This is a genomic window from Streptomyces sp. NBC_01261 (genome assembly GCF_036226385.1).
Lineage (GTDB): Bacteria > Actinomycetota > Actinomycetes > Streptomycetales > Streptomycetaceae > Streptomyces.
In genome coordinates this window covers 3,603,851-3,624,247 of sequence record NZ_CP108463.1, presented here as the reverse complement: position 1 = coordinate 3,624,247, position 20,397 = coordinate 3,603,851, and the positions used below count along the sequence as shown (strand labels likewise).

The 20,397-nt window shown below is 69.5% G+C and carries 20 protein-coding genes; 14 read left to right on the top strand and 6 right to left on the bottom strand.

The features are described from left to right. The first annotated feature begins 2 nt into the window (after window positions 1-2). A complete protein-coding gene (locus OG226_RS15460; RefSeq protein ID WP_328678271.1) occupies window positions 3-716 on the top strand; it encodes a glycoside hydrolase family 12 protein in 714 nt (237 codons plus the stop codon). A gap of 27 nt (window positions 717-743) precedes the next feature. Here the strand turns inward: OG226_RS15460 and OG226_RS15455 are convergent, their stop codons facing one another. The 3 genes from OG226_RS15455 to OG226_RS15445 all read right to left on the bottom strand — a co-directional run bounded on the left by OG226_RS15455 (window position 744) and on the right by OG226_RS15445 (window position 4,353). Then, window positions 744-1,118 (bottom strand): hypothetical protein, encoded by a 375-nt coding sequence (locus tag OG226_RS15455; protein ID WP_328678270.1) that lies wholly within the window; start codon window positions 1,116-1,118, stop codon window positions 744-746. A gap of 109 nt (window positions 1,119-1,227) precedes the next feature. Next, window positions 1,228-3,276, bottom strand: a complete 2,049-nt coding sequence (locus tag OG226_RS15450) for a glycoside hydrolase family 31 protein (protein WP_329349245.1) — start codon at window positions 3,274-3,276, stop codon at window positions 1,228-1,230. Window positions 3,277-3,339: 63 nt separating this feature from the next. Beyond that, window positions 3,340-4,353, bottom strand: a complete 1,014-nt coding sequence (locus OG226_RS15445) for a LacI family DNA-binding transcriptional regulator (protein WP_328678266.1) — start codon at window positions 4,351-4,353, stop codon at window positions 3,340-3,342. A gap of 235 nt (window positions 4,354-4,588) precedes the next feature. Here OG226_RS15445 and OG226_RS15440 point away from each other — a divergent pair, with 235 nt between their 5' ends. After that, window positions 4,589-5,398 carry a GH12 family glycosyl hydrolase domain-containing protein gene (locus OG226_RS15440; protein ID WP_329349244.1) on the top strand — a complete coding sequence of 270 codons (810 nt, stop codon included), beginning with the start codon at window positions 4,589-4,591 and terminating at the stop codon, window positions 5,396-5,398. 111 nt (window positions 5,399-5,509) lie between these two features. After that, window positions 5,510-7,441, top strand: coding sequence for an acyl-CoA dehydrogenase family protein (locus OG226_RS15435; protein ID WP_328678262.1), 1,932 nt, complete (start codon window positions 5,510-5,512; stop codon window positions 7,439-7,441). Between the two features lie 7 nt (window positions 7,442-7,448). On the opposite strand, the gene OG226_RS15430 is transcribed toward OG226_RS15435, so the two are convergent. After that, window positions 7,449-7,898 carry a lamin tail domain-containing protein gene (locus OG226_RS15430; protein ID WP_328678260.1) on the bottom strand — a complete coding sequence of 150 codons (450 nt, stop codon included), beginning with the start codon at window positions 7,896-7,898 and terminating at the stop codon, window positions 7,449-7,451. 188 nt (window positions 7,899-8,086) lie between these two features. Here OG226_RS15430 and dxr point away from each other — a divergent pair, with 188 nt between their 5' ends. The 3 genes from dxr (at window position 8,087) to ispG (ending at window position 11,982) form a co-directional block, all read left to right on the top strand. Further along, window positions 8,087-9,355, top strand: coding sequence for a 1-deoxy-D-xylulose-5-phosphate reductoisomerase (dxr, locus tag OG226_RS15425; protein WP_328678257.1), 1,269 nt, complete (start codon window positions 8,087-8,089; stop codon window positions 9,353-9,355). Window positions 9,356-9,363: 8 nt separating this feature from the next. Beyond that, entirely contained in the window at window positions 9,364-10,656 is a 1,293-nt protein-coding gene (locus OG226_RS15420; protein ID WP_329353394.1) for a M50 family metallopeptidase, read from the top strand. A gap of 168 nt (window positions 10,657-10,824) precedes the next feature. Next, window positions 10,825-11,982 carry a flavodoxin-dependent (E)-4-hydroxy-3-methylbut-2-enyl-diphosphate synthase gene (gene ispG / locus OG226_RS15415; protein ID WP_033284935.1) on the top strand — a complete coding sequence of 386 codons (1,158 nt, stop codon included), beginning with the start codon at window positions 10,825-10,827 and terminating at the stop codon, window positions 11,980-11,982. Window positions 11,983-12,036: 54 nt separating this feature from the next. On the opposite strand, the gene OG226_RS15410 is transcribed toward ispG, so the two are convergent. Beyond that, entirely contained in the window at window positions 12,037-12,495 is a 459-nt protein-coding gene (locus OG226_RS15410; protein WP_329349243.1) for an ATP-binding protein, read from the bottom strand. A gap of 134 nt (window positions 12,496-12,629) precedes the next feature. Between OG226_RS15410 and OG226_RS15405 the strand changes: the two genes are divergently transcribed. From OG226_RS15405 to OG226_RS15385, 5 genes are all read left to right on the top strand, one after another. Next, a complete protein-coding gene (locus tag OG226_RS15405; protein WP_328678251.1) occupies window positions 12,630-13,469 on the top strand; it encodes a helix-turn-helix domain-containing protein in 840 nt (279 codons plus the stop codon). After that, window positions 13,466-13,729: a DUF397 domain-containing protein gene (locus tag OG226_RS15400; protein ID WP_328678249.1), complete on the top strand. Its 264-nt coding sequence runs from the start codon at window positions 13,466-13,468 to the stop codon at window positions 13,727-13,729. The genes OG226_RS15405 and OG226_RS15400 overlap by 4 nt, the downstream gene beginning before the upstream one ends. Window positions 13,730-13,806: 77 nt before the next feature. Next, entirely contained in the window at window positions 13,807-14,655 is an 849-nt protein-coding gene (locus tag OG226_RS15395) for a GNAT family N-acetyltransferase (RefSeq protein WP_328678247.1), read from the top strand. A gap of 111 nt (window positions 14,656-14,766) precedes the next feature. Beyond that, window positions 14,767-15,330, top strand: a complete 564-nt coding sequence (locus OG226_RS15390; protein WP_329349242.1) for a GNAT family N-acetyltransferase — start codon at window positions 14,767-14,769, stop codon at window positions 15,328-15,330. Window positions 15,331-15,403: 73 nt separating this feature from the next. Then, window positions 15,404-17,110: a proline--tRNA ligase gene (locus OG226_RS15385; RefSeq protein WP_328678243.1), complete on the top strand. Its 1,707-nt coding sequence runs from the start codon at window positions 15,404-15,406 to the stop codon at window positions 17,108-17,110. A 64-nt stretch (window positions 17,111-17,174) separates the two neighbouring features. Here OG226_RS15385 and OG226_RS15380 read toward each other — a convergent pair whose 3' ends face one another. After that, window positions 17,175-17,603 (bottom strand): hypothetical protein, encoded by a 429-nt coding sequence (locus OG226_RS15380; RefSeq protein ID WP_329349241.1) that lies wholly within the window; start codon window positions 17,601-17,603, stop codon window positions 17,175-17,177. 15 nt (window positions 17,604-17,618) lie between these two features. Here OG226_RS15380 and OG226_RS15375 point away from each other — a divergent pair, with 15 nt between their 5' ends. From OG226_RS15375 to OG226_RS15365, 3 genes are read left to right on the top strand one after another with little or no spacing between them, the layout of a single operon-like run. Beyond that, a complete protein-coding gene (locus tag OG226_RS15375; RefSeq protein WP_328678239.1) occupies window positions 17,619-18,602 on the top strand; it encodes an FAD:protein FMN transferase in 984 nt (327 codons plus the stop codon). Further along, entirely contained in the window at window positions 18,599-19,180 is a 582-nt protein-coding gene (locus OG226_RS15370) for a ferric reductase-like transmembrane domain-containing protein (protein WP_329349240.1), read from the top strand. Before OG226_RS15375 ends, OG226_RS15370 begins: the two co-directional genes overlap by 4 nt. Next, window positions 19,177-20,397 carry an NADH-ubiquinone oxidoreductase-F iron-sulfur binding region domain-containing protein gene (locus OG226_RS15365; RefSeq protein WP_329349239.1) on the top strand — a complete coding sequence of 407 codons (1,221 nt, stop codon included), beginning with the start codon at window positions 19,177-19,179 and terminating at the stop codon, window positions 20,395-20,397. Before OG226_RS15370 ends, OG226_RS15365 begins: the two co-directional genes overlap by 4 nt.

Below are 20,397 nucleotides of genomic sequence, written 5' to 3'. Positions count from 1 at the left end.
CCATGGCAACACGCAAGCCTGGCCGCGTACTCACGGCCGTTCTCGCCCCCGCACTCGCGCTCGGCGCCACCGTCGCGCTCGCCTCGGCCCCCGCCTCCGCCGCCGTCTGGAGCTCCTGCGACCAGTGGGGCACCACGACCCTGAACGGCTACACGCTCTACAACGACATCTGGGGCTCCGGCGCCGGCAGCCAGTGCATCTGGGCCAACTCCGGTACCAACTGGGGCGTCAACGCCAACCACCCCAACACCGGCGGCATCAAGTCCTACCCCAACGCCAAGAAGGTGATCAACAAGTCGATCACCTCGCTCGGTTCGCTCAAGAGCAGCTACAACGTCACGGTCCCGTCGTCCGGCGCGTACAACACGTCGTACGACATCTGGGACACCAACTACGACTACGAGATCATGCTCTGGGTCAACAAGACCGGAGCCGTCGGCGCCCTCGGCACCTCGCAGGGCACGCTCACGCTGGGCGGTTCGACCTGGACCGTCTACAAGGGCAACAACGGTGCCAACGACGTGTTCTCGTTCCTGCGCACCTCCAACTCGACCTCCGGCACGGTCGACATCCTGCCGATCCTCAAGTGGATCAAGGACACCAAGGGCTGGTTCGGCAACGTGACCATCGGCGACCTGCAGTTCGGGTTCGAGATCACGTCCTCGTCCGGCGGCCTGAACTTCACCACCAACAGCGAGAGCGTCAGCAGTAGTTGACCCACCCGGGCACCCCGGTGCTCCCGCTCAGCCGCCCGGTCCTCGTACACCGCGAGGGCCGGGCGGTGCCACGACGAGCGCGGACACCCAGCAGCCGAGTGCGGTCAGCGTGAGGGCGCCCACCGCCGGGTTGACGTAGCCGGGAACCGTGTCGGAGACGTAACTGCCACCGTCCTTCGTCTCGCAGACGAATCGCAGCGGGACGTAGTCCACCGAGTAGTCGACGACGTTCAGGGCCTTCTCGTCGTACTGCCGGTCGGCCGTACGGCACGGTCGCGGCGGCGCCGAGTCGGTGCCGCCGTCCCCCGCCTCCAGCAGTGCGCCCATGATGTGCAGCAGACCCCAGAGATACAGGGCGAACGCGATCAGGCCCGCCCCGCCGGCGAGCTTGCGTAAGACCATCGGAGGAGTCCACCAGAACAAGATCGGCACGGCTGTGACGGAGCCCACAGTTCCGCGCAACGGAAGCGTCACGGCCCGGAGGGGAGGCCCAACTCCCCTCCGGACTCCGCTACTCCGTGACCGGCAACGCCGCCCCGTCGCGCAGGAACAGCGGGATCCGGTCCAGCGGCGCGTCGACCGTGACCGCCGTACCGCCCTCGTACGTCTCGCCCGTCCACGCGTCCGTCCACCACGCGCCCGCCGGGAGATATGCCGTACGGGCCGTGGCGCCCGCCGTCAGCACCGGGGCGACCAGCAGGTCCGGGCCGAAGAGATACGCGTCGTCGACCGACCAGGTCGCCGGGTCCGCCGGGAATTCGAGGAACAGCGGGCGCATCACCGGCAGCCCCTCCTCGTGCGCGGCGCGCATCACGTCGAGGACGTACGGCTTCAGGCGCTCGCGCAGCCGCAGGTACTTCTCCAGGATCGGCAGGGCCCGATCGCCGTACGACCAGACCTCGTTGGGGCCGCCGGTCATGTCGGGGCCCAGCGGCATGCCCGGGTCGCGGAAGCCGTGCAGGCGCATCAGCGGGGACAGCGCGCCGAACTGGAACCAGCGGACCATGACCTCCTGGTAGGCCGGGTCGTCGGGGTCGCCGCCGTGGAAGCCGCCGATGTCGGTGTTCCACCAAGGGATGCCGGAGAGCGCGGTGTTGAGACCCGCGGCTATCTGGCGGCGCAGGGTGGGGAAGTCGGTGCCGATGTCACCCGACCAGAGCGCGGCACCGTGGCGCTGACTGCCCGCCCACGCCGAGCGGTTGAGGGTGATGATCTCGTCGTCACCGACGCCCTCGGCGCGCAACCCCTCGGAGAAGGTGCGGGAGTTCTCGGCCGGGTAGATGTTGCCGACCTCCAGGCCCGGGCCCGCCCAGTAGCGCAGGTTCTCCGCGAAGCCCGGCTTCAGCTCGGGCTCGCACGCGTCCAGCCAGAAGGCCGTGATCCCGTACGGGACAAGGTAGTTGTCGCGGATCTTCGACCACAGGAACTCCCGGGCCTCGGGGTTGGTGGCGTCGTAGAAGGCCACCTGGACCGTCGACGCGACTCCCTTGTCCGGCCAGTCGGCGTGGGCCATCGGGCCGTACTGGGTGCCGATGAGGTAGCCGCGCTGTTCCAGGACGGAGTGGTTCTCGCTGAGGGGGGAGACGGAGGGCCAGACGCTCACCACCAACTTCACGCCCAGCTCGTCGAGTTCGCGGACCATGGCCGCCGGGTCGGGCCACTCGGCCGGGTCGAACTTCCAGTCGCCCAGGTGCGTCCAGTGGAAGAAGTCGCAGACGATCGCCGAGAGGGGGAGGTCGCGGCGCTTGTACTCCCTTGCCACGGCCAGGAGTTCGGCCTGGGTGCGGTAGCGCAGCTTGCACTGCCAGAAGCCCGCCGCCCACTTGGGGAGCATCGGCGTACGGCCCGTCACCGCGCTGTAGCGGCGTTGGCCGTCGGCCGGGTCGCCCGCGGTGATCCAGTAGTCGATCTGCCGGGCCGAGTCCGCCACCCAGCGCGTGCCGTTGCCGGCCAGTTCCACGCGGCCGATCGCCGGGTTGTTCCACAGCAGGGTGTAGCCGCGGCTGGAGACCAGCACCGGGATGCCGACCTCGGCGTTGCGCTGGACCAGGTCGAGGACCAGCCCCTTCTGGTCCAGCTTGCCGTGCTGGTGCTGGCCGAGGCCGTACAGCTTCTCGTCCCCGTAGGCGGCGAAGCGCTGCTCCAGGCGGTGGTGGCCGTTGCCGACCGCCGTGTAGAGGCGCGAGCCGGGCCACCAGAAGTGGGCGCGGGCCTCGGCGAGGAGCTCGGTGGAGTCGTCGGTGCGCAGGAAGCGGACCAGGCCCTCGGCGTCGACCACGACGGTCAACTCGCCCACGGTCAGGGTCCCTTGACCATCCTCGATCTTGACGCTCGCCTCGGTGGGCGGTGCCTCGTCCAGGAGCGCGCCCGGCAGTCCGTCGAGCAGCGGGCCGCCGAGCCGGGCCCTGACCCGGACCGCGTCCGGCCCCCACGCTTCGATGCGCAGGGTCTCCTGACGGCCGCTCCACTCCAGCGCGCCGTCCCGCTCACGGAACGTTCCGACGGTGGGGGAGGACTGCGCGAGACTGACCTCGGACTGGATTTCGGCAGGCTGATTCACGAGGAGTGCTCCTGGAGGAAAGCAGACAGGGGGTAACCGCACAAACACGTGGAGCGTGGCGGGTCAAGAAGCTGACGGAGCCGGCCCCGTACTCGCCCGCATCGTCAACTCCGGTGTGATCAGCACGACTTCGTCGCTGCCGCGGCCGTCGAGCTTGGCCACCAGATGCTCCACGGCGTAACGGCCCATCTCCTGCGCGGGGATGGCGACGGACGTCAGCCGTACCGAGGCCTGGGTGGCGACCTGGTCGGGGCAGACCGCGACCACCGACACGTCCTCCGGCACGGCCCGGCCCTGCTGGCGCAGCAGCGCGAGCAGCGGCTCGACCGCCGACTCGTTCTGCACGACGAAGCCCGTGGTGCCGGGGCGTTCGTCGAAGATCCGGGCCAGGGTCGTCGTCATCGCGTCGTACCCGCCCTCGCACGGCCGGTGCAGTACCCGCAGGCCCAACTCCCGTGCCCGGGACCGGAGTCCGTCGAGGGTGCGTTCGGCGAAACCGGTGTGTCGCTCGTAGACGGCGGGGGCCTCGCCGATGACAGCGATGTCGTGGTGGCCGAGTTTGGCGAGGTGCTCGACACACAGCGCGCCGGTCGCCCCGAAGTCGAGGTCGACGCAGGTCAGTCCGGTGGTGTCGGCGGGGAGGCCGATGAGTACCGAGGGCTGGTCGGTGCCGCGCAGCAACGGCAGCCGCTCGTCGTCGAGTTCGACGTCCATCAGGATCATCGCGTCGGCGAGCCCGCTGCCGGTGACCCGGCGCACCGCGTCGGGGCCCTCCTCGCCGGTGAGCAGCAGCACGTCGTAGCCGTGCAGGCGGGCGGTGGTCGCCACGGCGATGGCGATCTCCATCATCACCGGCACGTACATGTCGGTGCGCAGCGGCACCATCAGCGCGATGATGTTCGACCGGCTGCTGGCCAGGGCGCGGGCGCCCGCGTTCGGGTGGTAGCCCAGCTCGCGGATGCTCTGCTCGACCCGCTGCCGGGTGGCTCCGGAGATGGACCGCTTGCCGCTGAGGACATAGCTCACCGTGCTCGCCGAGACTCCGGCGTGCTGGGCGACCTCGGCGAGGGTGACCATCCAGCTCTCCAAGCTTTGTGAAGCGCTTCGACAGTGCGCGTTGCTGACAGGGGCGGGTGGGGGTGGTTCGACATTAGCTTCAGGCGGTGTGGGTGTCCATAGGCTGTCGAAGCGCTTCGACACTTTCTCGAAACACCGGACTCCGAGAGTTTCTCCGGGTGGGGGAGGCAACCTCCGGGCGGGTCGGCGGCCACGGGGAGGTCGTCAGACGAACCGTCCCCCGGAAGGACCCCCGATGCAACACCGCAGACCCCGCCTCTCGAAGAAGGCGAAGGTGCTCGCCGCCGCCTCGGTCGCGCTCGCGGCCCTCGCCGGTGTCACCGTCGCCCAGGCGGGTGAGTCGAGCGAGAGGTGCACGGCCGACGACACCGTCACGCTCGGCAAGTACCACGTCAACAACAACCAGTGGGGACGCGACAAGGCCACCGGCAGCCAGTGCGTGTGGGACAACTCCCGGTCGGGGTCGGCCATTTCGTGGGGCACGTCGTTCGGCTGGGCCGACAACAGCAAGGGCACCGACGCCGATGTGAAGACGTTCGCGAGCACCGTCCTCGGCTGGCACTGGGGCTGGAAGGTCGACAGGGCGGCCACCGGGCTGCCGATCCGGGTCGGCGACCGCAAGCCGGTGAAGACCAGCTGGGAGTTCGCGCTCAGCTCCGACCCCGGCACGCTCGACGTGGCGTACGACCTGTGGCTGCATGCCGAGAACACCGCCGACTGGGCGGACCGGCCCAGCGACGAGATCATGATCTGGCTGAACCGGCAGGGCGGCGCGGGCCCGCTCGGCACCAAGTACGGCAGCGTCAGCCTCGACGGCGCCATGTGGGACATCTACCAGGGGAACATCGGCTGGCACGTGTACTCCTTCGTGCGCACCGCCAACACCACCAAGGCGACCCTGAACATCGACGACTTCACCCAGGCCCTCGTCCGGCGCAAGCTGCTGAGCAACGACAAGTACGTCTCCGGCATCGAGTCCGGCACCGAGGTCTTCAAGGGCTCGGGGCGCCTTGACACAAAGGCGTACTCCGTCGACATCGGCTGAACGGACGCGCGAAGGGTGGCTGCTTCGCGGTGGATCGGGTACATACGAACGGGTAGCACCCGTCGGTAACCGCCATGGTCCGAGGGCCCGATTCGCGGCGAGGTGAGCCTCATGTCCGCTCCATCCAGCAAACCCACCGTCACCGAGCGAGAAGCCCGGCAGGTGGCGGAGGCGGCCCGGGAACAGGACTGGCGCAAGCCCAGCTTCGCCAAGGAACTGTTCCTCGGCCGCTTCCGGCTCGACCTGATCCACCCCCACCCCCTCCCGGCCGCCGAGGACTCCCGGCGCGGCGAGGAGTTCCTCGCGCGACTGCGCGTCTTCTGCGAGACCCGGATCGACGCCGCCCGCATCGAACGCGAGGCGCGCATCCCCGACGAGGTCATCAGCGGCCTCAAGGAGATCGGCGCCCTCGGCATGAAGATCGACACCAAGTACGGCGGCCTCGGCCTCACCCAGGTGTACTACAACAAGGCGCTCGCCCTCGCGGGCTCCGCCTGCCCTGCCGTCGGTGTGCTGCTCTCCGCCCACCAGTCGATCGGCGTACCGCAGCCGCTGAAACTGTTCGGCACGGACGAGCAGAAGGCGGAGTTCCTGCCCCGCTGCGCGCGCACCGCCATCAGCGCCTTCCTGCTCACCGAACCGGACGTCGGCTCCGACCCGGCACGCCTCGCGACCAGCGCGGTGCCCGACGGGGACTCCTACGTCCTCGACGGGGTGAAGCTCTGGACCACCAACGGCGTGATCGCCGACCTCCTGGTCGTGATGGCCCGGGTGCCCAGGAGCGAGGGCCACAAGGGCGGCATCACCGCGTTCGTCGTGGAGACCGACTCGCCCGGCATCACCGTCGAGAACCGCAACGCCTTCATGGGCCTGCGCGGCATCGAGAACGGCGTCACCCGCTTCCACCAGGTCCGGGTCCCCGCCGCCAACCGCATCGGCCCCGAGGGCGCGGGCCTGAAGATCGCCCTCACCACCCTCAACACCGGCCGCCTCTCCCTGCCCGCGTCCTGCGTCGCGGCCGGCAAGTGGTGTCTGAAGATCGCCCGCGAGTGGTCGGCGGCGCGTGAGCAGTGGGGCAGGACGATCGCCGAGCACGAGGCCGTGGGCGCGAAGATCTCCTTCATCGCGGCGACGACCTTCGCCCTGGAGGCCGTACTCGACCTCTCCTCGCAGATGGCCGACGAGGACCGCAACGACATCCGCATCGAGGGCGCGCTCGCCAAGCTCTTCTCCTCCGAGATGGGCTGGCTGATGGCCGACGAACTGGTCCAGATCCGCGGCGGCCGAGGCTTCGAGACGGCGGAGTCCCTCGCGGCCCGCGGCGAGAGGGCCGTCCCCGCCGAACAGGTCCTGCGCGACCTCCGCATCAACCGCATCTTCGAGGGCTCGACGGAGATCATGCACCTCCTGATCGCCCGCGAGGCCGTCGACGCCCACCTCAAGGTCGCCGGCGACCTCATCGACCCGGACAAGTCCCTCCAGGACAAGGCGAAGGCGGGCGCCAACGCGGGCGTCTTCTACGCCAAGTGGCTCCCGAAGCTGGTCGCGGGCAGCGGCCAACTCCCGGGCACCTACGGCGAGTTCCGCCACGACGTCGACCTCTCCCGGCACCTTCGCTACGTCGAACGCGGTGCCCGCAAACTGGCCCGCTCGACCTTCTACGCCATGTCCCGCTGGCAGGGCCGCATGGAGACCAAGCAGGGCTTCCTCGGCCGGATCGTCGACATCGGCGCGGAACTCTTCGCGATGAGCGCGGTCTGCGTACGGGCCGAACTCCTGCGCAGCCAGGGCGATCACGGCCGCGAGGCCTACCAACTCGCCGACGCCTTCTGCGAACAGTCCCGCATCCGCGTCGAGGAACTCTTCGGCCGCCTGTGGACCAACACCGACGACATCGACCACAAGGTCGTCAAGGGCGTCATGGGCGGCGCGTACACCTGGCTGGAGGAAGGCATCGTCGACCCGTCGGGCGACGGACCCTGGATCGCCGACACGACCCCGGGCCCGTCCAAGGCGGACAACCTGCACCGCCCCGTCGACTAGCCCTGTTTCAGCAGTACTTGTCGCTCGGATCCCGCGTCGTCCACGAACAGGTGTCGACCTTGCTGCCGTTGGACTTCGTCAGCGTCGCCGTGTCGCTGGTGTTGTTCCAGACATAGGCGGCACGGCCCTGGTACGTGTTCGACGCGGTGTCCGTGCCCTTGCCGGTGTGCACCTTGATGTACTTGCCGGCGCCGATCTTGATGTTCTTGAAGGTGTAGCGGTGGTTGGAGACGTCCTTCAGGACGTAGCCCTTGAGCGAGATCGCCGACCGACTGGTGTTCTTGATCTGCACCCACTCGCCGTTCAGGCTCGTGTTGGACCGGTTGTCCGAGCCCGGGCTGTCGAACCAGACGTGGTAGATCGTGACGCCGCCGGCGGCTTCTGCCGGAGTGCTCAGCAGCGTGCCGGTGAGTATCGCGGCGCCCGCGAGCGCGGGCAGGGCAGCGCGTATCCGCATGGAGAATCCCCCCAGGATGTCGTCCACTGACCGGTCGTCCACCGGCGCAGGACTGAAGTGTTATCACACGACCTTCACGCCGTATTCACAAAGGGGGATTTCCCTTCAATCACCGACGAGAGCCGATAAGCCACCCGCCCGAGGGAACCGCTGTCCCCCCGGCCACCCGTTGCGGCAACAATGGAGGGATGAGCGACAGTCCAGCACCCCTCGCCGACCCACATCTCGTCTACGACCCCGTCGTGGGCGACGGTCCCAAGGCCCTGGTGATCCTCGGGTCCACCGGGTCCATCGGCACCCAGGCCATCGACCTGGTGCTGCGCAACCCGGACCGCTTCCGGGTCACCGCCCTCTCCGCGAACGGCGGCCGGGTCGGGCTCCTCGCCGAGCAGGCCTACCAGCTCAGGGTGCGGACGGTCGGGGTCGCCCGCGAGGACGTCGTACCGGCACTGCGCGAGGCGCTCGCCGCGCAGTACGGCGCGGGGGAGCCGCTCCCCGAGATCCTGGCCGGACCGGACGCGGCCACCCGACTCGCCGCCTCCGACTGCCACACCGTGCTGAACGGCATCACCGGGTCCATCGGACTCGCGCCCACTCTGGCCGCCCTGGAGGCGGGCCGCGTCCTCGCGCTCGCCAACAAGGAGTCGCTCATCGTCGGCGGCCCGCTGGTGAAGGCGCTCGCCAAGCCGGGCCAGATCATCCCGGTGGACTCCGAGCACGCGGCGCTCTTCCAGGCCCTCGCGGCCGGTACCCGCGCCGATGTCCGCAAGCTCGTCGTCACCGCGTCCGGCGGCCCCTTCCGGGGTCGTACGAAGGCGGACCTGGCGCGCGTGACCGTAGAAGAGGCACTCGCGCACCCCACCTGGGCGATGGGGCCGGTGATCACGATCAACTCGGCGACCCTGGTGAACAAGGGGCTGGAAGTGATCGAGGCGCACCTGCTGTACGACATTCCCTTCGATCGCATTGAGGTGGTCGTGCACCCGCAGTCGTATGTCCACTCGATGGTGGAATTCACGGACGGTTCGACACTCGCCCAGGCGACGCCCCCCGACATGCGCGGGCCGATCGCCATCGGGCTCGGCTGGCCCGAGCGGGTCCCGGACGCGGCGCCCGCGTTCGACTGGAGCAAGGCGTCGACGTGGGAGTTCTTCCCGCTCGACACCGACGCGTTCCCGTCGGTCGGGCTGGCCCGGCATGTGGGACAGCTCGCGGGCACGGCTCCGGCGGTGTTCAATGCGGCGAACGAGGAGTGCGTGGAGGCGTTCCGCGCGGGCGCGCTGCCGTTCAACGGCATCATGGAGACGGTGACACGGGTGGTCGAGGAACACGGGACACCGGCCACGGGAACTTCCCTGACCGTGCCGGACGTCCTCGAAGCGGAGACCTGGGCACGCGCCCGGGCCCGCGAACTGACAGCGCAGACGACCACGGCGAACGCGGAGGCGCGTGCATGACAGCCCTGATGATGATCCTCGGCATAGTCGTCTTCGCGGTCGGCCTGCTGGTCTCGATCGCCTGGCACGAGCTGGGGCATCTGTCCACGGCGAAGCTCTTCGGCATCCGGGTGCCCCAGTACATGGTCGGCTTCGGCCCGACCATCTGGTCCAAGCGGAAGGGCGATACCGAGTACGGGTTCAAGGCCATCCCGTTCGGCGGCTACATCCGCATGATCGGCATGTTCCCGCCCGGCCCCGACGGCAGGATCGAGTCCCGCTCCACCTCGCCCTGGCGCAGCATGATCGAGGACGCCCGCTCGGCGGCCTTCGAGGAGCTGGAGCCCGGCGACGAGTCCCGCCTGTTCTACACACGCAAGCCCTGGAAACGGGTCATCGTGATGTTCGCGGGCCCCTTCATGAACCTCATCCTCGCGGTGGCGCTCTTCCTCACCGTCCTGATGGGCTTCGGCATCTCGCAGCAGACCAACACGGTCAGCTCGGTCTCCGAGTGCGTCATCGCGCAGAGCCAGAACCGCGACACCTGCAAGAAGTCCGACGCGGCGTCCCCCGCGGCGGCAGCGGGCCTGAAGGCGGGCGACAAGATCGTCAGCTTCGACGGAGTCAGGACCACGGACTGGAACAAGCTCTCCGACCTGATCCGCGCCACCCCCGGCAAGACGGTCCCGATCGTCGTGGAGCGCAAGGGCCAGGCCCTCACCCTCCACGCGAAGATCGCGTCGAACCAGGTCGCCAAGAAGGACTCCAGCGGACAGATCGTCCAGGGCCAGTACGTGACCGCCGGCTTCCTCGGCTTCAGCGCGGCCACCGGCATCGTCCGCCAGGACTTCGGCGACTCGGTCACCTGGATGGGAGACCGCATGGGCGAGGCCGTCGACTCCATCGCGGCCCTCCCCGGCAAGATCCCGGCCCTGTGGAACGCGGCCTTCGACGGCGCCCCCCGCCAGGCCGACTCCCCGATGGGCGTGGTCGGCGCGGCCCGCGTGGGCGGCGAGATCTTCACGCTCGACATCCCGCCCACCCAGCAGCTGGCCATGGCCCTGATGCTGGTGGCCGGCTTCAACCTCTCCCTGTTCCTCTTCAACATGCTCCCGCTGCTCCCGCTCGACGGCGGGCATGTCGCGGGCGCGCTGTGGGAGGCGCTGCGGCGGAACCTGGCGAAGGTGCTCAAGCGCCCGGACCCGGGCCCCTTCGACGTGGCGAAGCTGATGCCGGTCGCGTATGTGGTGGCGGGGATCTTCGTCTGCTTCACGTTGCTGGTTTTGGTGGCGGACGTGGTTAACCCAGTCAAAATCTCCTAGCCATTCACGGTTTGTGGCGGCCCGGCATCTTCTGTGCCGGGCCGCCTTCCATTGAGTGGGTTTACGGCCGGGATGTGCTCGGGCCCGCAGGGTTGACGTAATCTCGAAGCCTGGAGCCCGCTGTTCCGGGACCGGGGCCTTGATCCACGACTTGGGGTTGCACAGCAGATGACTGCGATTTCTCTCGGCATTCCGTCCGTTCCGACCCGGCTCGCCGAGCGCCGCAAGAGCCGGCAGATCCAGGTCGGCACGGTGGCGGTCGGCGGCGACGCGCCGGTGTCGGTGCAGTCCATGACGACGACCCGTACGTCGGACATCGGCGCCACGCTCCAGCAGATCGCCGAGCTGACCGCGTCCGGCTGCCAGATCGTCCGGGTCGCCTGCCCGACACAGGACGACGCCGACGCCCTCGCGACGATCGCCCGCAAGTCGCAGATCCCGGTGATCGCGGACATCCATTTCCAGCCGAAGTACGTCTTCGCGGCGATCGAGGCCGGTTGCGCCGCGGTCCGGGTGAACCCCGGCAACATCAAGCAGTTCGACGACAAGGTCAAGGAGATCGCGCGGGCCGCGAAGGACCACGGCACCCCGATCCGCATCGGCGTGAACGCGGGCTCGCTGGACGCTCGATTGCTGAAGAAGTACGGCAAGGCCACCCCGGAGGCCCTCGCCGAGTCCGCCCTCTGGGAGGCGTCCCTCTTCGAGGAGCACGGCTTCCAGGACATCAAGATCTCGGTCAAGCACAACGACCCGGTCGTGATGGTCGAGGCGTACCGCCAGCTCGCGGCCCAGTGCGACTACCCGCTCCACCTCGGCGTCACCGAGGCGGGCCCGGCCTTCCAGGGCACGATCAAGTCGGCGGTGGCTTTCGGCGCGCTGCTCTCGCAGGGCATCGGAGACACGATCCGCGTCTCGCTCTCCGCCCCGCCGGTGGAGGAGGTCAAGGTCGGCAACCAGATCCTGGAGTCCCTGAACCTCAAGCCCCGCCGCCTGGAGATCGTGTCGTGCCCGTCCTGTGGTCGCGCGCAGGTCGACGTATACAAGCTGGCCGAGGAGGTCACGGCGGGCCTTGAGGGCATGGAGGTCCCGCTGCGGGTCGCGGTCATGGGCTGTGTCGTCAACGGTCCCGGCGAAGCCCGCGAGGCCGACCTCGGCGTCGCCTCCGGCAACGGCAAGGGCCAGATCTTCGTCAAGGGCGAGGTCATCAAGACCGTGCCCGAGTCGAAGATCGTGGAGACGCTGATCGAGGAGGCGATGAAGATCGCCGAGCAGATGGAGGCGGACGGTGTCGCCTCCGGCGAACCCACGGTGGCCGTCGCCGGCTGAGGGACGAGGGTAGTTGGGAAAGTGTGACACTTTCGGTGAAAGTGTCACACTTTTTTATGTGGCTAGGTCGGCCCAGACGGATTTGCCGGGAGCGCGCATCACGACACCCCAGCGCGAGGAGAGCGCCTCGACCAGCAGCAGCCCCCGCCCGGCCGCACAGTCCCCCTCGCCCTGCCCCATCGGCTCGGGCAGCCGCTCCCCTCGCGTGTCACTGACCATCAGACGGAGGGTGTACGACGTTCCGGGCGCCCCGGCCTCGACAAGACTCAGGTGAAAATCCCGCCCGGGCACATGCCCGTGCCGCACGGCGTTCGCGACCAGCTCGGCGCCGATCAGCGTGACCGTCTCGTTGACGGCGTCGCCGTACGGGTAACCCCAGTCGTGCAACCGATGCGAGACCAGCCGTCTGGCCAGCCGCGCCCCGCGCGGGGTGGACGTGAACCGCATGGTGAACTCGTGCAGGGGAACCGGGAGTTGTGGCATATGCCGGTCCAGGGGAGTCGGTGACTTCATGCCACCACGGTCCCGTGGCGTGCGTAGCGTTGAACAGCAGTGACGCGGCGACCGTCACGCGCTGTACGCGTACGGCTGCCAGTTGTACGCGGTTGCGCCGTGACCGGTGGTGGGGCGAGGGCAATGAGGTGTGCATGAGCGAAGAAGCAGCGGAAGCTGAAGCGGATGTGCCGGAGGCGGGGTCGGGGGTACTGCACGTCTTCGGGCGGCAGTTGAAGCGGTTCCGGGTACGGGCGGGAATGGAGCGGGCGCAACTCGGGGCACTCACCGGGTACTCGGCGTCGACCATCGCTTCGTACGAGCAGGGGAGGCGTATTCCGTCGGGGAGGTTCATCCTCAAGGCCGATGAAGTGCTGGGCGCGGACGGGGTGTTGGCCGAGTTCGTTGAGGAGGTGGAGAGGGCCCAGTATCCGGCCTTCTTCCAGAATGCCGCCGAGCTGGAGAGGAAGGCAGTAGAGCAACACGTCTACGACACGCTCGTGGTCAACGGCCTGCTACAGACGGAGGGTTACGCACGAGCGGTGTTCACGATGCGACGACCCCTGCTGGACGAGGAGACGATCGAGCAGCGGGTCGCCCTGCGGTTGACCCGACAGGACATCTTCGCGCGCAAGCCGCCGCCCACCATCAGCTTCGTGATGGAGGAGTCGATCCTGCGCAGGCAGTTGGGCGGACGGGCAGTCATGCGGGGCCAGTTGGAGCAGATCCTGCTCATCGGCCAGCAGCGCAACGTGGACATTCAGATCATGCCGAACACCCGCGAGGAGCACGCAGCGCTCTCCGGCCCTTTCACCTTGATCGAGACGGAGAAAGCGCGCAGGATCGCTTACGTGGAGGTGCACAAGTACAGTCGCCTCTTCACCGATCGTGCATCGGTCAGGGAACTGGAGGAGCAATACGGCGTCCTGCGCGCCCAAGCCCTGACCCCGCGCGAGTCGTTGGCCCTCGTAGAGAAACTGCTTGGAGAGACATGAACGTCGAAGCGCCGTCCGAGCTGGTGTGGTTCAAGAGCAGCTACAGCAGCGGCGAGGGCGGCCAGTGCCTCGAAGTCGCCCTCACCTGGCACAAGTCCAGCTACAGCCAGGGCGATGGCGGGCAGTGCGTAGAGATCGCCACCTGCCCCACCACCATCCACGTACGGGATTCCAAGCACCTCCCCGAGCACGGCGGAGCCACCCTCACCCTCGCCCCCGCCAGCTGGGACGCCTTCCTCGGGTTCGCCGCCCGGAGGTGACCGCGGCCGGGCGGCGCTGCCTGCCTCTGCCGGGTAAGGTGCAGAGATCCGCAGAACCCAGGGTGAGGCTCCTGACCGTGTTGACCCAGACCACCTCTCGGGTGCTCGAACCGAGCGACCTGGACGCCGCGCTCGCCGTGCTCGACCGCGAGCCGGTCACGAACGCCTTCGTCACCTCGCGGGTGCAGGTCGCGGGCCTCGACCCCTGGCGGCTCGGCGGCGAGATGTGGGGCTGGTACGAGGACGGCATGCTGACGTCCCTCTGCTACGCGGGCGCCAACCTCGTCCCGATCTGCGCGACCCCGAGAGCCGTCCGCGCCTTCGCCGACCGCGCCCGCAGGGCCGGCCGTCGCTGCTCCTCGATCGTCGGCCCGGCCGAGGCGACGGCCCAGCTCTGGCGCCTTCTCGAACCGAGCTGGGGCCCGGCCCGCGAGGTCCGCGCCCGCCAGCCCCTCATGGTCGCCGACCGCATGCCCACCGACATCGCCCCCGACCCGTACGTCCGCCGTATCCGCAAGGACGAGATCGACACGATCATGCCGGCGTGCGTGGCGATGTTCACCGAGGAGGTCGGGGTCTCCCCGCTGGCCGGCGACGGCGGCCTCCTCTACCAGGCCCGAGTGGCCGAACTCGTAGGCGCGGGGCGCTCGTTCGCCCGCCTCGACGAGTACGGCAAGGTCGTCTTCAAGGCGGAGATCGGCGCCGCGACACCCAAGGCCTGCCAGATCCAGGGCGTGTGGGTGGCCCCCGAGTACCGGGGGAGGGGCGTGGCGGCCCCCGCGATGGCATCGGTACTGCGTTACGCGCTCGCGGACGTCTCCCCGATGGTCAGCCTCTACGTGAACGACTTCAACACCCCGGCGCGACGGGCATACCTGAGGGTGGGTTTCCAAGAGGTCGGCGCCTTCATGAGCATCCTGTTCTAGAGGCCTTCAGGAGCGCGGGGCTGTGACATGTGCGGCTGCGCCGCGTGGGCGCGCCCAGCCACATGCGGCCCGCACCAGAACAACAACCGAACCCCCCTGTACTCTCCCCACATGCGATTTCCCGGTCACGGCCACCGCCACCCCGAAGACGTCGTGATCACCCCCCTGGACCTCTCGGCCCACGTGGACGAAGCCCTCGCCGTACAAGCCCTCGCGTTCGGCCTGGGCCAGGACGAGGTAGCGGTACGACGCCAGATCGTCCTGCGCCACATGACCTACCCCGGCGCCCGCGCCCTCGGCGCCACCACCGAGGGCCGACTGGTCGGATTCGTCTACGGCATGCCCAACAACCGCACCCACTGGTGGTCCACGGTCGTGGAGCCGTACCTCCGAGCCCAGGACCACGACGACTGGCTCGACCACTCCTTCGTGATCACCGAGCTGCACGTCCACCCGCACTACCAGAACCGTGGCGCGGGCCGCTCCCTGATCACCACCATCACGGACGCCGCCACCGAACCCCGCTCGATCCTCTCCGCGATCGACACGGACAGCCCGGCCCGCGGCCTGTACCGCTCCCTCGGCTACGAGGACCTCGCCCGCCAGGTCCTGTTCCCGAGCGCCCCGAAGCCGTACGCAGTGATGGGCGCCCCGCTGCCACTCCGCCGCCGCTAACCGATTTCCACCGGCACAGCACGCCCGGCTAACCTCCTAGCCATCACCCTTTCCCGGCAGGAGTACAGGAACCATGGCGAACGCACCGGTCCAGCGCATGTCCCAGTTGATGGCGAAGACGCTGCGCGACGACCCGGCGGACGCCGAGGTCCTCAGTCACAAGCTGCTCGTGCGGGCCGGCTACGTCCGCCGTACCGCGGCCGGCATCTGGTCCTGGCTGCCCCTCGGCAAGAAGGTCCTCTCCAACGTCGAGCGGATCGTGCGTGAGGAGATGGACGCGATCGGCGCCCAGGAGGTGCTGCTCCCCGCGATCCTGCCCCGCGAGCCGTACGAGGCGACCGGCCGCTGGGACGAGTACGGCCCCGAGCTGTTCCGCCTCAAGGACCGCAAGGGCGGCGACTACCTCCTCGGCCCCACCCACGAGGAGATCTTCACGCTGATCGTGAAGGACCAGGCGTCCTCCTACAAGGACCTGCCGGTCATCCTCTACCAGATCCAGAACAAGTACCGCGACGAGGCCCGCCCCCGCGCCGGTGTGCTGCGCGGACGCGAGTTCCTGATGAAGGACTCGTACTCCTTCGACACCGAGGACGAGGGTCTCGCCCACTCCTACGCCCTGCACCGCGAGGCCTACCAGAAGGTGTTCGCGCGCCTCGGCCTCGACTACCGCATCTGCGCCGCCACCGCGGGCGCGATGGGCGGCTCCAAGTCGGAGGAGTTCCTGGCCCCCGCCGAGGCCGGCGAGGACACCTTCGCGGACTGCCCGAACTGCGACTTCGCCGCCAACACCGAAGCGATCACATACGAGTTGAAGCCCGTGGACGCCACCGGCGTACCCGCGCTCGAAGAGATCCCGACCCCCGACACCCCCACCATCGAGACCCTCGCCGCCCACCTCGGCGTCGAGGCCTCCGCCACGCTGAAGAACCTCCTCGTGAAGGTCGACGGCGAGATCGTGGCCGTAGGAGTCCCCGGTGACCGCGAGGTCGACCTCGGCAAGGTCGAGGCCCATTTCGCCCCCGCCGCCGTCGAGTTGGTGACGGCGGAGGACTTCACCGGCCGTCCCGACCTGGTGCGTGGCTACGTCGGTCCGCAGGGCCTGGGCGAGAAGGTCACGTACATCGCCGACCCGCGGGTGGCCCCCGGCACTTCGTGGATCACCGGCGCCAACAAGCAAGGCACGCACGCCAAGAACGTCGTCGCGGGCCGTGACTTCGAGGTCGGCGAGTACGTCGACGTCGTGGTCGTGCAGGAGGGCGACCCCTGCCCCAAGTGCGGCACCGGCCTCAAGCTGGACCGCGCGATCGAGATCGGCCACATCTTCCAGCTCGGCCGCAAGTACGCCGACGCCCTCAAGCTCGACGTCCTCGGCCAGCACGGCAAGCCGGTCCGCGTGACGATGGGTTCCTACGGCATCGGCGTCTCCCGCGCGGTCGCCGCCCTCGCCGAGCAGACCGCCGACGACAAGGGCCTGTGCTGGCCCGCCGAGGTCGCCCCGGCCGACGTGCACGTCGTGGCCGCGGGCAAGGCCCTCCAGACCGAACTCGCCCTGGACGTATCGGAGAAGCTGCGCGCGGCCGGCCTGCGCGTCCTGGTCGACGACCGTGCCGGGGTCTCCCCGGGCGTGAAGTTCACCGACTCGGAGCTGATCGGCGTACCGAAGATCCTGGTCGCGGGCCGCCGTTCCGCCGAGGGTGTCCTGGAACTGAAGGACCGCAGGACCGGCGAGCGCGAGGAACTGACGGTCGACGAGGCGGTCGCCCGCCTCACCGCACAGTGAGTGATTGAAGCCTCAAGCAATTTAAGACTCCTCTCAGAGAGTTCTGGTGGGGCGTATGGGCGCCTCACAGACTTCTCTCAGGCTGGTCCCCGACCGTAGGACGTGACAGAGCGTCACTGCGGAGGGGAACGGTCATGACAGTCAAGGAGCGTGGGGCCGCTACGGCGGTCCGCAGAGGCAAGCGGCGCATCGCGGCCGCCACGGCGGCGATCACGCTGGCGGCGGCGGCCGGGGTGTTCGCCCTGGTCGGCACGATGCAGTCGGACGCGGAGGCGGACACGGCGGCGGGCGGCACCGGCACGAGCAGTTCGTCGTCGTCGACACCTTCGCCGTCCGCCTCCTCCAACACCTCGTCCACATCGGACAGTTCGACCTCGTCGTCGTCCTCATCCTCATCCTCATCCTCCTCACCTTCGTCTTCGTCTTCGTCGTCGGACCTCCAGTCGTCCTCGTCCGGCGTGACGTCGTCCTCCGGCGGCTCCACCGACTCCACGTCGGGAGCGTCGTGATGAGCACACGTACGAGTACCGCGCCCCTGCGCACGACCGCCGCCGCCGACTGGCGCGCCCTCGGGACCGGCGTCCGGCTGGTCGTCACCGACCCGGCCCTGCTGGACTCCTGCAACCTGCTCCTCGCCCGGCACCTCGCCGAGGTCGACGCGGCCTGCAGCAGGTTCCGTACCGACTCCGAACTGGCCGCCCTGGACGCCGCGTCGGGCCGCCCGGTCACCGTCAGCCCGCTGCTCGCGGAGGCGTTGGCGGTCGCGCTGCGCGCCGCCGAGGCGACGGACGGCGCGGTCGACCCGACGGTCGGCTCGGCCATGAACGCCATCGGCTACGACCGCGACTTCACCCTCGTCCAGGAGGACGACCGCCCGATCCGGCTCACTGTGAAGCGGGCCCCGGGCTGGCGCACGATCGACCTGGACCGTACGACGGGCACGGTCACCGTCCCGGCCGGCGTCCGCCTGGACCTCGGCGCCACAGCGAAGGCCTGGGCCGCCGACCAGGCCGCCACGATGCTCGCCCAAGTGGCGGGCTGCGGAGTCCTGGTGAGCCTCGGCGGCGACACCGCGGTCGCGGGGGAGCCCCCGGCCGGCGGCTGGAACATCCGCGTCCAGGACGTCACCGGTTCCGTCGACGAGACGCCCGCGCACGGCACGTACGCCACGATCGGCCTGCGCTCCGGCGGCCTCGCCACCTCGGGCACGGCGGCCCGCCGCTGGCGCCGGGGCGGCTACGAACTGCACCACATCGTCGACCCGCGCACCGGCCTCCCGGTCCGCAGCCCCTGGCGCACGGTCTCGGTCGCCGCCGCGACGAGCGCCGACGCCAACGCGGCGAGCACGGCGTCCCTGGTCAAGGGGGCAGGCGCGGAGCGCTGGTTGACGCGCCTGGGCCTCCCCGCACGCCTGGTGGCGCAGGACGGCACGGTCGTCACGACCCCGGGCTGGCCCACCCACCAGGCGACGGCCCAGGGGACCGCCGCATGAGCTCCGAGATCCTCTGGTACGCCAACCGCGCCACGGGCGCCGTCTGCCTGGTCCTGTTCACCGTGGTCGTCCTGCTCGGCATCGCGGTCCGCCTGCGCACCCGGCTGCCCGGCCTGCCCCGCTTCGGCACGGTGAACCTGCACCGCACCCTGTCCCTCTCCGCGACCGCCTTCCTGGCCCTGCACATCGCGATGGCGGTGATCGACGGATACGTGAACATCACCGTCGTGGACGCGGTCGTCCCCTTCGTCTCCGCCTACGAACCCTTCTGGCTCGGCCTCGGCACGGTCGCCTTCGACCTGATGCTCGCGGTCCTGGTCACCAGCCTCCTCAGGGAACGCATCGGCCACCGCACCTGGCGCGCGCTCCACTGGCTGGCGTACGCCTCCTGGCCGGTCGCCCTGATCCACGGCATCGGCATCGGCACGGACACCGGCACCGACTGGATGACCTGGCTGACCGTGTCCTGCGTGGCCGCGGTGGCAGCCGCCTTCGGCATCCGCCTGGCCCACTCCGCCCGCGAGTCCCGCCGCACCCCCGCGGCCCTGCTCCGCACAGCCGAAGGAGCCCGCTCATGACCACCACGACGTTCACCGACATCTACATGTCCCCCCGCCTCCTCGCCCCCGGCGGCACCGCGGCCGACCTCTCCACCCACCACCTCCGCTACGGCCCACTGTCGTACGGAGATCCCGACACCGTCCTGAGAACGGTCGCCGAATCCGGCCTCACCGGCCGCGGAGGCGCCGCGTTCCCGACGTACCGCAAACTCGTCGCGGTGACCGACGCGAGCCGCCGCACGGGCCGCGCCCCCGTGGTCGTGGCGAACGGAGCGGAGGGTGAACCGGCCAGCAGGAAAGACAAGACGCTCCTGCGTCTCTCTCCCCATCTGGTCCTGGACGGGCTGCAGTTGGCGGCGCGGGCGGTGGGCGCGGGGGAGGCCCACCTGGCGGTGGAGGACGGCGCGTCGTTCCTGGAATCGGCCCTGGCTCAACGCAGGGACCCCTTGCCCGTACGAGTCATCCGCCTGCCCAAACGCTTCCTGTCCGGCCAGGCGTCGGCGCTGGCGCAATACGTCTCGGGAAACGCCCCGTTGCCCCGCCACCAACGCCCCCCGGTCCGCGAACGAGGAGTGCGAAAGGCTCCCACCCTCGTCCAGAATGTGGAAACCCTGGCCCACTTGGCCCTGATCGCCCGCTACGGCGCCGACTGGTTCCGCAGCGCCGGGACGCCGACCCAGCCGGGCAGCGCCCTCTGCACCCTGCACGTGCCGGGCCGCGAAGTCCGGGTGGTGGAAGCCCCGTTCGGCCTCCCCCTGAACCGACTCCTGCCCCTGGACGGCATGTCCGCGGTACTCGTCGGCGGCTACCACGGCACCTGGATCCCGGCGGCAGAGGCAGCCCAACGCACCCTGAACACGGGCGACTTGGGAGCAGGCGTCCTGGCCGCACTCCCCGCGGACCGCTGTGGCGTAGCCGAAACCGCCCGCGTTCTCCGCTACTTGGCCCTGCAATCGGCCGGCCAGTGCGGCCCCTGCCTCAACGGCCTCCCGCGCATGGCCTCCGCCTTCCAGACCCTGGCCACCCCAGGCCCCCAGGCCAACACCCGCCAGGACGTGGCCCGTTGGTCCGGCCTGGTAGAGGGCCGAGGCGCCTGCCACCACCCCGACGGCACGGTCCGCCTGGTCCGCAGCGCCCTGACGACATTCGCCCCTGAACTGGACGCCCACGCAAGGGGTTTGTGCACCGCGAGCGACGCGACACCTTTGTTGCCCATCCCGAACGAGGCCTACTGA